The organism is Gordonia sp. NPDC057258, from assembly GCF_042668985.1.
In the GTDB taxonomy this organism is placed as follows: Bacteria; Actinomycetota; Actinomycetes; order Mycobacteriales; family Mycobacteriaceae; genus Gordonia; species Gordonia hongkongensis.
Map to the genome: position 1 here is coordinate 199,967 of NZ_JBHUXZ010000002.1, position 13,639 is coordinate 213,605.

The following is a 13,639-nucleotide window of genomic DNA, read 5'->3' on the forward strand; positions in this document are numbered from 1 at the left end:
ACGGCACCGCCGGCTCTTATACGGTTGGCCGGTGAGCGAAGCGAACGATCGCGCCGTCGAGACCGTCGACGAGGACCCGCACGAGGGTGGTTTCCGGGCCCATGCGGCCATCACCACCGACCGCGGCGGACCCCGATACGGCGAGTTCAGTGAGCAGGTCCGCCTGCTGATGGACAACGCCCGCTACGCCTGCCCCGACGACGAACTCGTCGACGAACTCATCGAATCACTGAAAACGCTCAACGACCGGCTCGCCGATTCCCGGATCGACGAGTGGCACTCACCGGCGGGGACCCGCATCGACCTCCCGTCGCGCGGCAACATCACCCTGCCGCCGTATGTGGTCACCGAGGTGGACGACAACGGGGTCGTCGCCGAACTGACCTTCCGCGATTTCCACCTCGGCGGGAACAACGCCGCGCACGGCGGTCATGTCGCGGTCGCCTTCGACGACGTGGGCGGCTTCGCGTCGGCGGTCGCGATCCAGCATGTCAGCCGGACCGCGTATCTGACCGTGCAATACCGGTCGATCACTCCGCTGAACACGCCGCTGCGAATCCACGCCTGGGCGGACCGGATCGAGGGGCGCAAGGTCTTCATCAAGGGCACCCTGCACGACGGCGACCGCCTCTGTGCGGAGATGGACGCCCTGTTCATCAAGCTCAACCCCGGTCAGGCCTGACCAGCACTCGTCGGCGGGCGCACGGGCAGACGACGGCTCACCTCCACCGGCGCATCCGTGCGCGACAGGCGCAGCACGATGGTCGGCGCCTCGCCGGCATCGAGGGGCCACGTCTCGAGCATCTCGTCGCGCAGGGCGGCCAGTTCGTCGCCGTGATTGCTCGACAGCGTTCGCGCGGTCGCGTCGTCCCCGGCGTAGAGGAACGTCGGTGTCATCGGGTGAACCGCAAAGCCGAGACGCTCGGCGGCCACCCACAGCTGCTGCGCGACGATCCCACCGCGGAGGTAATCGGCGGGGGTCGTGCCCTGCTGCACCAGGACCAGGATCGCCGACGACGACGCGGCCCGGGCGCCGGCATCGGCACCGAGCGCGGCACCGCCACCCCATTCGTCGAGCAACGCCATGACATCGGCACGCCGCAACACGTCGAGCATCCCCGCCATCGCCGGCGGTAGGTCGAGCGAGGCGACGTCGATGCCCTCGGCGGCGGCCGGATCGGTGGTGAGCTCGGCGAACATCTCCCGATGCAGTTCGGGCGTCAGGAACCGGGCGCGATCCGATCGGGCGATGATCGAGGCATATCGGTCGATGTCCGCGCGGTCGTCGAGCGCCACCAACCGGGTCCGATCACTCGTGGCGGCATCGTGCAGTCGGACGAGATCGGAGGCCGACAGCGGTGATCCGTCCCCGACTCCACGTCGGGTGCCGCGGGCGAGCAATGCGTCGAGTTCGGTCTCCGCGTCCGCGGAGCGCGACCCGGTGTCGATGCCCTTGAGGCGTGCCCGGCCGGCCAGCGTGTCGGCCGTGTCGACGATCTCGATGTCGTCGAGCACCCCGCGCGCGACGGCCGCGACCTGCGCGTTGTACAGGGCGGCGCCGACCGCCACCGCGGATGCCCGGTGCTCGACGTCGAGGGTCGAGGTGCGGCTGCGGTCCAGGACAATGGTGACGGCGTCGTCATCGGCGATGATCTGCCAGGGCTGCTGGTTCCCGGCGGACGGCGCGCGGCTCGCGGCGTACACGACGAGTTCGCGATCGGTCATCGCCGCGACGGCGGGCTGCACCTGCGGACGGAGCGGTTCGGCGTCGGCCGGTGGTTGTGCTGGGGGTGCGGAGGCATGGGTGTCGATCGGGTCCTCGAGGCCGTCCAACCAGGCGTCCCGGTCGAATCGGACGCGACCGGACGGCAGGGACTTGCCTTGCACGAGGCGGCGGACGGCCGCGGCCACGGTGGCGCCGCCCAGGAGGACGTCGCCGCCGAGCTGCGGCCAGGCGGTGACCGTGTGCCCGAGCTCGATGGCTGACGCCGCCATCGGCGCGGTCACCTTCGTCGGCTCGAGTACCCGGACGGCGAGCGGGGTGAGCGACGCGCGGTCGAGTCCGACGAGATCTTCGATGCGCAGGTCGCCGGCCAGGCCGTGGAAAAGGGGCCGATCCGGTTCGAGGTCGAATCTCTCGACATCGAGGGTTCCACCGTCACTCGTCTCCATGAGAACCGGAATTCCTCGCTCGCGACATTTCTGGCGCACGAGGACCTTTACATCGAAGGAATCACATTCTTCGACGACGAGATCCAGGCCGTCGAGGAATTCATCGATGTTCTCGATTGTTATGCCGTCCACATGTACGACGGTGGTGAGATAGGGATCGATCTCGGAAATGCGTCGAGCGGCGACCACAGCCTTGTTGTCGTGAATATCCATAATGGTCGCCGGAATTCGATTCATATTCGTGAGTTCGAGTTCGTCGAAATCGGCAAGACGTAATTCGCCGGTAAGGCCTTCGAGTGCGAGCGTGAGTGATATCGCGTGTCCCACACTCAAACCGACGACACCGATCCGGAGCTCGCCCGCAGCGTCTTGCTGCGACGCGGTCAGTTTGTGCCGGTTGCGGTCGAGCCGCAGGCGCCGGAACGTGCGCGGACCGGGGATCTTGACGAGGGCGTTACGCCAGGGAAAGTGCGCGTAACGAGGTGTCTCGTCCCGGAGAGCGGGCTCGGCGGGCGGGAGGAGTTCATCGAGCGCGCGGGCGGCGCCGGCCGTGATGTCGGACACAGTGAGGGACGGTTCGGCGGTCAACGCGGCGGGTAGTTCGTCCGGGAAGTAGAGGGTGGCGGCGGCATCCGGCGGCGTGTGCATAAGCCCATGGTGTCGCACGGGATTGCACGACGCCAACCGTCAAAGCGACGGTCGGGCAAAAAGAACTGCGCTTGTGGGAGTGCATAAATGTGGCCTTGTGGCAGCATTACACGCGGGGTCGGGGGAGATCTCGTCTCTAAATTTACTAATTCCTGGAAGGCAATACTGCGATGAATAAGGTGTCAGTCACCAATGATCAGGTTCGCACCGGGATGTTGCGATCGATCGCACCCGAAACCGGGGCGGAGTACTCGGTGGTCGTGGCGAGCCCGCGGTCGGAGCCCGAACTGTGGCGTGAGTACCTCGCCGGCGCGGACGCGTCGTACCACCGCCACGGGTGCGCGGCCGCACTCGAGTACGACGAGGTCGCCGGCGGCGAGGGCACCGCGATGTTCTTCGCGGTGCTCGACAGCGAGGGCAAGGTTGTCGGCGGACTACGGGTCCAACCCCGGTTGGAGGCGGCTGCGCAGTCGCACGCGCTGGTCGAATGGGCGGGTCAGCCCGGTCAGGTGCAGCTCGTCAACGCCATCGAAGAACGCCTGCACGACGGCATCGTCGAGGTCAAGACGGCCTGGGTGGACGAGCGATCGGCGATCGCGGGGTCGGTGGCCGGTCAGTTGTCGCGGTTGGGGCTGGTCATCATGGAGATGTCCGGGGTCGAGGCCATGATGGCGACCGCGGCCGACCACGTTCTGCGCCGTTGGCAATCCGGTGGTGGACGCCTCGACGAGTCGGTGTCCGCGACGCCGTTCCCCGACGACCGGTACCGCACCCGGCTCATGTGGTGGGACCGCGCCCGGCTCGACACCCTCACCAGCCCGGAGACCTGGCGTCGGATGCGCCGGGAGGCCGACGCACTCCAGGCCGCGACGACTCAGCGCCCGCTGGTCCGGCTGTCGATGTCGACGAAGTCGGCCGGGCGTCGGTAGAAGACCTCGTACAGGCTGGCCGACGGCGGAGACACCGTCCGCTCGGCGTCGGCGGCATGTGCGCTCGGCGCGCCGTCGTTCCAGGTCACTGCGTCGATGGATTTGATGACCGTGGTGTCCCGGCCGTTCTCCTTGGCCTGATACACGCAGGCGTCGGCCTGGCCCAGGAGGTTGCCGATCACGTCGTCGGTCGAATAGGCGGTGTCGAAACGGCCGGAGACCAGCGGGTCGCCGGCGACGCGCAGCGGCGCGCAGACACCGCCGACGCTGATGGTGACCGGCGCTGCGGCGGCGACGGCGGCCCGTAGGCGTTCGGCGCTGAGCCACAGTTCGTCCGCGTCGTGGACGACGTGGAACATGAGGAACTCCTCGCCGCCGTAGCGGCACACCTCCGAACCCACGGGGGCGTGCTCGCGGATCGCGGCCGACGCCGCCAGCAGCACGCCGTCACCGGCGAGGTGGCCGTACTGGTCGTTGATCTTCTTGAAATGGTCGACGTCGAGCAGCAGGATGCCGATCCAACCGGTGGACGACCGTGCGGCCGAGAGGAGCTGCGATGCGCGGATCAGGAAGCCACGTCGGTTCAGCAGGCCGGTCAGCGGGTCGATCCCGACCAGGCGGGTCTGCTGATCGAGCACGGCCTCCATCGACTTGCGCAATGCGACGACCAGGAAGACCGGCACCACGATCAGGCCGAGCATCGCGCCGAAGCTGATCAGGTACTCCGGCAGCGAGGGCGTTGTCACCGCGAGGACGGTTGCCGCACAGACGACCGCCAGCGCCAGATGGGACAGGATGAGTCGGGTGGTCGCCGAGATCGCGCCGATCGCCGGGATGACCGCGACGATGGCGAGGACGAGCGTCGACGATCGTGGCGAGGCCAGGATCATCGAGGTGCCGCAGATGCCCACGATCCCCAACCCGCCCAGGAACGCGAACTCGAGGTCGGTCAGCCGGGCGCGGATGGCCGTCACCGCGAAGACGACCGCGATGAACGACCAGATGGTGAGCAGGATGGGCATGCCGCCCGGGTACAGCGTCTCGGGCGCGAGCACGCTGATGACCGGCAGCGGGATGACACCGCCGGTGCTGATCAGTGTCGCCATCGACCGGGCGTCGTAGCGCCGGAGCACCCTCCTGATCAACGACATCTACCACGACCGCTTTCCGTCGGCGGCTGTGGGGACAGCCGCTTGTTCGCCGAGATTCGCATTAATGCCACTGCGACTGCATTGGCGGAAACCGCGTAATCTTTCGTGTCCTACGCATAGGCAATGAAAGCACCTTACCAGCAGTTTTGCCGCACCTCGCGGAATCGTTAGCAGCGCTGCCGAGAATAGTGGCGAATCGCCGGCCGCGTCGGTCTCAGATTTTGTGAACATCTGTCAAAAGAAATCGATGTCTCGACCCGGGCCCACGAAAATTGCACACGGTTTCGTCGAACCGTCGCGGCGGGCATTTGTGAGAACGGTCATGACGGCCGGCCCTGGTCCCCCAGCGGTGGCGCCTCGTCCTCCTTCCCGGAAGCGGACCGGCTGAGTAGTATCTCCGCGATGGAGAACTGCGGCGCCCCCGGCGTCGCCCTGGGGGGATCGGACCAGCGAATGACGTCGTGTTGACGTTGGGAACCTCGGTGATCGCGGTGTCGGTCGACCCGTACCACCGAGCTGTCGTCGCCTATGGCTACGAGACGTCGGCCGCGGCCGCCGAGCGCTTCATCGAACAGGTGCTGATGCCCATCAGTCCGCGGGCGCGTTTCCAGCGGCGGTCGGACTTCGACTGGCTCATCCACCTTCCGTGGACCGGCGCCGGTGACGACGAGAGTGGACGCAACGCACTGATCGAGGCGGCCCGCACCAAACTCGGTGCGCACACCGTGAGCGACGGGGAACGCAGCTGGTTCCTCGACGTGTGCATGGGCGTCGCCGTCGGAGATGTGCACCTCGCCGCCGAGTCCGAGGACGATCTGGTCCGCCACGCCGACGCCGCCCTGTGCATCGCGCTGAGCAGCCGCACCGCTGTCGCATTCGCATCGCCGACGACGCTGCGCCACATCCGGGCCGAGGTCGACCTCGCGGGTTGGCTCACCAGATCGGTCGAGCGCGACTTCTCCGTCTTCTACCAGCCGATCGTCGCGGTACCCGACCGGCGGGTCGTCGGTTACGAGTCGCTGCTCCGGTGGCACACCGAGTCCGGCGTGCTGGCTCCGGACGCGTTCCTGTCTGTGGCCGAGGGGATCTCGCTGCTCGCCCCCATCGGACGGCACGCCATCGGCGAGGCCATCCGGGACCTGTCGGGGGAGATCACCCGGCACGTCGGGCCGAGCACGTTCGTCTCCCTCAACCTGTCCGGGCAGCAGTTGTGGGACGACGGGCTCGTCTCGTACGTCCACGGCCTGATCGACGGTCACGGTGTCGAGCCGTCGAGGGTCTGGGTCGAGGTGCGGGAGGACCAGGCGATCCGGGTCGACACCTCCGCGTCGCGGGCGATCGACGCGCTCCACGAACTCGGCTGCACGATCTGCATCGACGACCTGGGGGCCGGGTTCTCGGCCCTGCGCTACGTCCGCGATCTCCCGGTCGACGTCCTGAAGGTCGATCGGACGCTCATCGCGCAACTGGCCGACAGCTCGCCCGATCGCGCCGTCGTCCGCGCGATCGGTGAGATGGCCGCCGCCACCGGGGTGAAGATGGTCGCCGAGGGGATCGAATCCGAGGCGTTGCTCCCGATGCTCGAGGAGTTCGGGTTCGACTACGCCCAGGGCTTCCTGTTCGGCCGCCCGGCGCCGCTCGTCGAACTGTTCGGGTCTGACCGGTAGCGAAGGCTAGGTGCCCGATTCCGTTGTGGCGCAGCGTATTGCTCCCTGGGGTGCGAAGCGTGGCCGATCCTGCTCCCTGAGGTGCGAGCGAAGCGAGCCTCGAAGGGCGTGGTGAACATTTTTTGCCAGGCCCTTCGAGGCTCGTCGCTATCGCTCCTCGCACCTCAGGGAGCGAAAGGCTGTCGCTATCGCTCCTCGCACCTCAGGGAGCGAAAGGCTGTCGCTATCGCTCCTCGCACCTCAGGGATCAGGGATTACAGCTCCTCCGAATGGGAGAGAGGTTGTGCTGCAGCGGCTCATGTGACCGTACTGGTCTCGATCGCCTGTGGTCGGCCGGCCGACTCCACCTCGATCCGCCGCGGCTTGGCCTTCTCGGCGACCGGGATGGTCACGGTGAGAACGCCGTTGTCGTAGCGCGCCGAGATGGCCGCGCTGTCGATGGCGTCGCCGAGAGTCAGTTGGCGGCGGTAGGTTCCGGAGAATCGTTCGCTCGTCAGCCACTGCACGCCCTCGTCGGACGGCGTGCTCCGCTGGGCGGAGAGGGTGAGGACCCCGTTGTCGACGCTGACGTCGATCGAACCGGGATCGGCGCCGGGCAGATCGGCGATGAGCAGGTAGTGGTCCTCGACCTTGTACAGGTCCAGGGGCATGAAGCGGGGAGTGCGGGCAGTTCCGGCCGCTGAACCGGTCATCATGCCTCGGGTCCAGGCATCCATGTCGGAAAAGGGATCGAAACGAAGCACAGCAGTTCACCTCCTGATTCTCAAGGCTGCTCGCCACCCGTTAGACGAGCAGTTCATCGCTGTACTGCCAACGAAGATAGCACCGGATCCGGCACTCGTCTAGCACTCTGGAGGTGAGAGTGCCAGATTTTTCCGGGGCCCGAAGACGACGCCGCCCGACCGCGAGTTCGACTGTGCCGGAGTGGGTCCGGTCTGCGCCGGCGTGGCTGCCGGAGGGTCGAACGACGCGATCGGGCGGGGTCGGGTCAGGGTCAGTCGGTGAGCTCGGTGGCGTCGATGCTGAACCCGGCGTTGCGGAGACGGTCGATGAGAGCGTCGCCCATCGCCACGGCGGTCGTCAGCACCCCGGCCCGCTTGGGCAGGTGGTCGCGGTCGAGGGCCAATGCCAGCGCGCTCTCGGCGAGCATCACCGCGGTGGCCTTGTAACCGGGATCGCCCTGGGCGCGCATCCGGGCCTTGTAGCGTCGTCCGGTGGTCGTCCGCGTGAACGTGTCGACCACGAAATAACCGTTCTCGCGGGCCTTTTCGCTGGGTCCGTCACCGGGCTTCGGCAACACGCGGTCGAGGACACGTCGCGTGGGGCCGAAACTCATCGCTCCCATGAACGCGCCGGTGCCGACCGCGACGGCGCCGGCGATCAGGGTCGACACCGCGGGGACGCCGCCGACGCTCATCGTCTCCGCGTAGTGGAAGTCGTTGCCGTAAGCGTTGTCCAGCAACGCATTCGAGCGCCGCACGATCCGGGTGTTGTGGGCGGCCATGAAGAAGGGCGCGAGGGTGCCGCGCAGCGATGGGTCGACCTTCTTGGCGTTGATGATGGACAGGTCGCTCGGTTCGTCGGACAGGCTGACCCGCGGGACCTCGCCGGGGCCGCCCGAGAGGGCCTGCGGGTTGAGCATGAGCCGTCGGGACTGGGCGTTGCGGGCCTCCTCGGCGATGACCCGCATCGAGTCGATCGTTCCGCCGGAGATCCCGCCGCGGAAGGACGCGACGACGAGGGTCGTGTCGGTCATCTCGCCGGCGGCGTCGTCGGAGACCTTTCGATGCAGCGCGTAGGTGGTGATGTCGGAGGGCACGGAGTCGAAGCCGCAGGAGGGCACGATGCGGGCCCCCGAGGCGGCGGCGACGTCATGGACCTTGTCGATCGCGTACCGCACGAACGGCACCTCGCCGGTGAGGTCGACGTAATCGGTTCCGGCGGTGGCCGCCGCCACGATGAGGGCCTCGCCGTACTTGAGGTAGGGGCCGACGGTGGTGCAGACGACCCGGGTGCGCGCGACCATCGCGTCGAGCGCCGCGGGTGATTCCGCGTCGGCGATGATCAGCGGCCAGTCGTGTGCGCGCAACGGCAGCCGCTTGCGGGCGTCGGTCAGCTTCGACTCGTTGCGGCCCGCCAGCGCGATCTTCGTACCGATCGGCGCGTGATCGGCCAGATACCGTGCCGTGAGTTCGCCGACGAAGCCGCTGGCGCCGTAGACCACGACGTCGAACTCGCGGCCGTGGGAGGTGGATGATGCCGTGTCGGTGTTCGATTCCCCGCTCATCTTCCCGACCTTACGTGGGACCGGGGTCACACGTAACCGTCGAGTCGGGCGAGACGGTCACGACGCCCGCCGAGCGGCGAGGCGCGCGGCGAAGGGCGCCACGAACAGCATGAGCAGGACGCGCAGGATCTGGGCGGCCACGACGAACGCGACGTTCCCGCCCGCCCCGGTGGCCGCGGCGAGGACGGCGTAGATCCCGCCCGGAGTGGTCGCGAGATAGCAGTCGAACATCGACTCGCCGGTCCACGCGGACAGCACGACCCCCAGCAGGGCGCAGCCGGCGCCGATGACGAGGATCAGCACCAGCGCCAGCGGCAGGACACGGCCGATCGCACGCAACCGCGGCATGGTGAATCCGAGGCCCGCCTGCCAGCCGATCACCGCGTAGGCGACCGCCAGCAGTGCGGGGGACACCTCGGCGGAACCGGCGATCCCGGTCAGCTCGGCCGCGGTGGCCAGCGCCAGCGGACCCAGCAGACCGGCTGCGGGCATGCGCAGCAACCGGCCGAGCGGGATCCCGACGCCCAGGCACACCGCCAGCAGCAACAGTCCCCAGCCCTGATTCTGCAGAGTTTCCGCCGACCAGGCGTCGGGTCCCGGTGCGACGGCTCCGTTTTCGGCACCGAACACGAGCGAGGCGACCACCGGGATGGTGACGGTGACCAGCGCGACGCGCAGGTACTGGATGACCGCGACCATCCGTTCGTCGCCGCCGAACTCGCGGGTCAGCGCCACCAGCCCGGACGCGCCGCCCGCGACGAGTGCCAGCGAGCCGGTCAGAGAGTCGACGTCTCGGTGCAGCCCGAGCAGGGCGCCGCAGGCGATCGAGATGACCAGTGTCCCCAGGCCGATGACGAGCACCGGGAACCACGACGACCCGAGTCCGCCGACGGTCTCGGGCTCGGCCATCGTGCCGATGAAGACGCCGAGGACACCCTGCGACGCCACGAACGCCCATCGCGGGACGATCGGGTCGTCGGATTCGTCGGCGTCGCTGTTCGTCCGGCCGGGCGCGCGGCCGGCGATCGCGAGAGCACCCGCGACCACGAGCCCCGCGAACAGGGCGGCGGCGTCGACCTCGAGGAGCTCCAGAACGAGCGTCGCGACCGCGGTGAGGAGTACCAGCACTGTCCAGCGACGCACTGGCTCCACAGTAGGCCCACGGGCCTCAGACCGGCCGCGCGGTCCCGACGGTCAGAGCGCCGAACGGTTTCGGTACGCCGGGCTGATAGAACGCATCGACCGGCCCGAGTGCGAAGCCGGCGGCGGTGAGCTCGGCGCGCACGTCGCGGGTGAGATGGCAGCCGCCTGCGACGCGTTTCTGGATCGGTTCGAGTCGGCGCTGCCACCGCCGGACGCGGGCGTCGGGGGCGGAACCGTGTTCGAGGAATCCGAGTTGTCCGTCCGGACGCAGCACGCGGCGGAGTTCGGCGAGCGCCGCTTGGTGGTCGGGGATGGTGCACAGGGTGAAGGTCGTGAGCGCGGCGTCGAACGAGTCGTCGTCGAACGGCAGTCGTTGGCCGTCGAGTCCGGCGCGTTCGATGGGCACGGGGGAGGTGGCGACGCGGTCGGCGGCCATCGACCATCCGACGGTCGACGGTTCGACGGCGGCGACCTCGGTGAGCCCGGCCGGGTAGACGCCGACGTTGAGGCCCGAGCCGAAGCCGATCTCGATCATCCGGCCGGACAACGACGCGCAGGCCCGCGCCCGCAGCGGGGTCAACGCCGCCATGCCGCAGGTGCGCTCGATGAGGTGCGGCAGGACTCGATCGTCGTAAAAGCCCACGTGACGAGGGTAACGCCGCTCCCCGCCGCGATGTGGGGACTCGGGAGAGCACTAGGCTTGTGGGATGAACCGACCGGCCCAGAACGCCCCCGGGCCCAACCCGTCCACACTGCAGGCCCGGGTCATCGTCGACGAGATGATCCGCGGCGGTGTCCGCGAGGCCGTGCTGTGTCCGGGGTCGCGCAACGCGCCGCTCGCCTTCGCCCTCCACGCCGCCGACGCCGCCGGGCGATTGCGTCTGCACGTGCGGATCGACGAGAGGTCGGCCGGTTATCTGGCTCTGGGGCTCGCGGTGTCGTCGGGACAGCCCGTCCCGATCGTGATGACCAGCGGCACCGCCGTGGCGAACATGGGACCGGCGGTCTTCGAGGCCAACTATGCGCGGGTGCCCCTGGTCGTCGTCAGCGCCAACCGGCCGTACGAACTGCTCGGCTCCGGCGCCAACCAGACCGTCGAACAGTTCGGCATCTTCGGGACCCAGGTGCGTGCGGCGATCAGCCTCGGCCTCGCCGAACAGGATCTCGACACCAACAGCCAGTGGCGCTCGGCGGTCGGTCGCGTGCTCGCCGCCGCCCGGGGCGCGCGTACCGGCAACGCCGGACCCGTGCAGTTCGACATCCCGCTGCGCGAACCGCTGGTCCCCGACCCGGACGAACTCGCCGGCCCCGACCCGTCGACCGACCTCGGCTCGTTCTCCGGCCGGCCCGGCGGACTGCCCTGGACGCAGGCGCCCGTCGGCAAGCTCGACGTCCCGCTGCCGATCGACCTGTCGCTGGACACCGTGGTCGTGTCGGGGCACGGATCGGGCATCCACCCGGGTCTGGCCGGGATCCCCACCGTCGCCGAACCGACGGCACCGCGGCCGGCGACGCCGCTTCATCCGCTGGGCCTGAACTCCGTCCGGCCCCAGCAGGCGATCATCTGCGGCCGGCCGACGCTGCACCGCGGGGTGTCCCGCCTGCTCGCCGACCCCGAGGTCCGCGTCTACGCGCTGACCACCGGTCCGCGCTGGCCCGACGTCTCCGGCAACGTCTACGCGACCGGCACCCGGATCGAGGTCGTCGGCGAGCCGCGCGAGGACTGGCTCAAGGAGTGCGCGGCGGTACAGGAGCGGGCGGCCTTCGCCGTCACCGCCGAACTCGACGAGCCGGGCCCGGCCACCGGGCTCCACGTCGCACGGGCGGTCAGCGACGCCATGGCCGCCGGCGACCAACTCGTCGTCGGCGCCAGCAACCCCATCCGGGACATCGCCCTGGCCGGCCGGATCGCCGACGGGGTGCGGGTCCTCTCGAACCGCGGGGTCGCGGGTATCGACGGAACCAATTCGACGGCGATCGGTGCCGCGATGGCACGTGACCGGGATCAGGCCGGCGCGCGGACGATCGCCCTGATGGGCGACCTGACCTTCGTGCACGACGCGACCGGTCTGGTCATCGGCCCGGGCGAGCCGCGCCCGACGTCGCTGCGGATCGTGGTCGCCAACGACGACGGCGGCGGGATCTTCGGTCTGCTCGAACAGGGCGACCCGCGCTACAACACCGGGCTGTACGCCGGGGCCTACGAGCGGGTCTTCGGGACCCCGCATCGGACCGACATCGCGTCGATGTGCGCGGGTTTCCACATCCCGCATCGTCGGGTGGGGGTCGGTGAGCTCGGCGCGGTGCTCGCGGAGGAGCCTGCTCCCGGCGGGATCGAGGTCGTCGAGGTCGCCACCGACCGCGAACGGCTGCGATCCGTCCACGCGTCGATTGCGGCGCGCCTTCGGTAGTGCGGCCGGTGCGTCCCGGCGGTGCGCGACCGGTCGGGCCGGGCACCGGCGGATCGGTGCCCGCTAGTCTGAACGGCATGAATCCGGTGATCCAGCGACGCGTGCAGCTCGGTCTGCTCGTCGTCGGCGTGACGATCACCTTCATGGCGATGACGCTCATCGCCGGTTGTTTCAAGAACGACGCGACGATCGAGGCCAGCAAGGCGACCGTGATGGCCGAGGTCGTGTCCGTGGACAGCCTGCACGCCGCGGTGAATTTCCAGACACCCGACGGCTCGTTCCACAGCCCCCGCTTCGGACTGCTGTATCCGACCGAGCTGAGCGAGGGACAGCGCATCAGCGTCGACTACGCGGTCTACAACCCGGATCTCGCCCGCCCGACCGGCCGCACCGCGGTGCTGTCCATCATCCCCGCCGTGTCGGTGATGGTCGGAGCGTGGCTCGTCATCGGCCTGCTGATGGTCGGGGTCGCGGAGTCCAGTCGTCGCTGGGCCCGCCGCGGCACCGCCGACGACGCTGTCGCCGAGGACTCCGACGCCGAGGACTCCGGCAGCGACGCGGCAGACCGGGACCCGGCCGCGGCCGACCAGGACGAGACGGTCAGCCCGGGATCACCCTGAGGTCTCCGCCGGCGACGACGATCGCCTCGGCGTCGGTCAGGAAGTGCAGCCGGTGCTCGGCGCCGAACCGCTGCCTCGTCGCCGCGATCGGTCCGCGACCCCCGACGGTGCCCTCCGCGTGCGGGATCACCGTGGTGTCGATCAGTCCGAGGCCCGCGGTCGAGGTCAGGGGTGCGGCCTCGGCGGGATCGTCGAGCAGCGACAGGGGAGCGATGTCGGGGCCGACGACCGCGGCGCCCGCGCTGACCCCGATGTAGGGGAGGCCGGCGCGGACCGCGTCGACGAGGGTGCGGTCGGCACCCGCCAGGCGCAGCGCCCCGAGTAGATGGAAGGTGTTGCCGCCGGCGACGAACACCGCGTCGACCCCGGCGAGCTCCTGGGCGAAGACGGCTGACCCGGTCAGTTCTGGATCGAGGTCGGTCACCTCGAAACCCTGCTGCCGAAGGGTGTCCCGCTCGAGGTCGAGCCACGCGTGATCGGGATAGATCGACGACGCGGTGGGGACGTAGCCGATGCGGCAGCCCGGCCCGGTCAACGGGGCGAGGAACTGCGGGACCGGGGTGAGCCAGCGACTCAGCAGCAGGAGGTGGGTGTCGGCCACCCCTCCACTG

12 protein-coding genes are annotated in these 13,639 nt (G+C 69.2%); 5 read left to right on the forward strand and 7 right to left on the reverse strand.

Translation table 11 applies throughout. From position 1 onward, the window contains the following. Positions 1–31: 31 nt before the first annotated feature. A complete protein-coding gene (locus ACFUEJ_RS02995) occupies positions 32–682 on the forward strand; it encodes a PaaI family thioesterase (RefSeq protein ID WP_388027490.1) in 651 nt (216 codons plus the stop codon). Here ACFUEJ_RS02995 and ACFUEJ_RS03000 read toward each other — a convergent pair. Beyond that, positions 673–2,820, reverse strand: a complete 2,148-nt coding sequence (locus ACFUEJ_RS03000; RefSeq protein WP_388027493.1) for an Rv1355c family protein — start codon at positions 2,818–2,820, stop codon at positions 673–675. The genes ACFUEJ_RS02995 and ACFUEJ_RS03000 overlap by 10 nt on opposite strands. 170 nt (positions 2,821–2,990) lie before the next feature. On the opposite strand from ACFUEJ_RS03000, the gene ACFUEJ_RS03005 reads away from it, so the two are divergent. Continuing rightward, positions 2,991–3,749, forward strand: coding sequence for a hypothetical protein (locus ACFUEJ_RS03005; protein WP_137809702.1), 759 nt, complete (start codon positions 2,991–2,993; stop codon positions 3,747–3,749). Here the strand turns inward: ACFUEJ_RS03005 and ACFUEJ_RS03010 are convergent. Beyond that, a complete protein-coding gene (locus ACFUEJ_RS03010; protein WP_223258822.1) occupies positions 3,695–4,900 on the reverse strand; it encodes a diguanylate cyclase in 1,206 nt (401 codons plus the stop codon). The genes ACFUEJ_RS03005 and ACFUEJ_RS03010 overlap by 55 nt on opposite strands. A 461-nt stretch (positions 4,901–5,361) precedes the next feature. Between ACFUEJ_RS03010 and ACFUEJ_RS03015 the strand changes: the two genes are divergently transcribed. Beyond that, positions 5,362–6,567, forward strand: a complete 1,206-nt coding sequence (locus ACFUEJ_RS03015) for an EAL domain-containing protein (RefSeq protein ID WP_259935648.1) — start codon at positions 5,362–5,364, stop codon at positions 6,565–6,567. A 296-nt stretch (positions 6,568–6,863) separates the two neighbouring features. On the opposite strand, the gene ACFUEJ_RS03020 is transcribed toward ACFUEJ_RS03015, so the two are convergent. The 4 genes from ACFUEJ_RS03020 to ACFUEJ_RS03035 all read right to left on the reverse strand — a co-directional run bounded on the left by ACFUEJ_RS03020 (position 6,864) and on the right by ACFUEJ_RS03035 (position 10,640). Beyond that, complete coding sequence (locus tag ACFUEJ_RS03020) at positions 6,864–7,310, reverse strand: Hsp20/alpha crystallin family protein (protein WP_058253341.1); 447 nt, start codon at positions 7,308–7,310, stop codon at positions 6,864–6,866. A gap of 251 nt (positions 7,311–7,561) precedes the next feature. Next, on the reverse strand, positions 7,562–8,854 hold the full coding sequence (locus tag ACFUEJ_RS03025; RefSeq protein ID WP_388027499.1) for a saccharopine dehydrogenase family protein: 1,293 nt from the start codon (positions 8,852–8,854) through the stop codon (positions 7,562–7,564). 57 nt (positions 8,855–8,911) lie between these two features. Further along, complete coding sequence (locus ACFUEJ_RS03030; RefSeq protein ID WP_388027502.1) at positions 8,912–9,997, reverse strand: AbrB family transcriptional regulator; 1,086 nt, start codon at positions 9,995–9,997, stop codon at positions 8,912–8,914. A gap of 25 nt (positions 9,998–10,022) precedes the next feature. Then, a complete protein-coding gene (locus ACFUEJ_RS03035; protein WP_058253339.1) occupies positions 10,023–10,640 on the reverse strand; it encodes a class I SAM-dependent methyltransferase in 618 nt (205 codons plus the stop codon). 64 nt (positions 10,641–10,704) lie between these two features. Between ACFUEJ_RS03035 and menD the strand changes: the two genes are divergently transcribed. Next, positions 10,705–12,408 carry a 2-succinyl-5-enolpyruvyl-6-hydroxy-3-cyclohexene-1-carboxylic-acid synthase gene (gene menD / locus ACFUEJ_RS03040; RefSeq protein ID WP_388027506.1) on the forward strand — a complete coding sequence of 568 codons (1,704 nt, stop codon included), beginning with the start codon at positions 10,705–10,707 and terminating at the stop codon, positions 12,406–12,408. A gap of 77 nt (positions 12,409–12,485) precedes the next feature. Further along, positions 12,486–13,028 carry a hypothetical protein gene (locus ACFUEJ_RS03045; RefSeq protein ID WP_388027509.1) on the forward strand — a complete coding sequence of 181 codons (543 nt, stop codon included), beginning with the start codon at positions 12,486–12,488 and terminating at the stop codon, positions 13,026–13,028. Here ACFUEJ_RS03045 and ACFUEJ_RS03050 read toward each other — a convergent pair. Further along, complete coding sequence (locus tag ACFUEJ_RS03050; protein WP_068970027.1) at positions 13,009–13,629, reverse strand: Type 1 glutamine amidotransferase-like domain-containing protein; 621 nt, start codon at positions 13,627–13,629, stop codon at positions 13,009–13,011. The genes ACFUEJ_RS03045 and ACFUEJ_RS03050 overlap by 20 nt on opposite strands. Positions 13,630–13,639 lie beyond the last annotated feature (10 nt).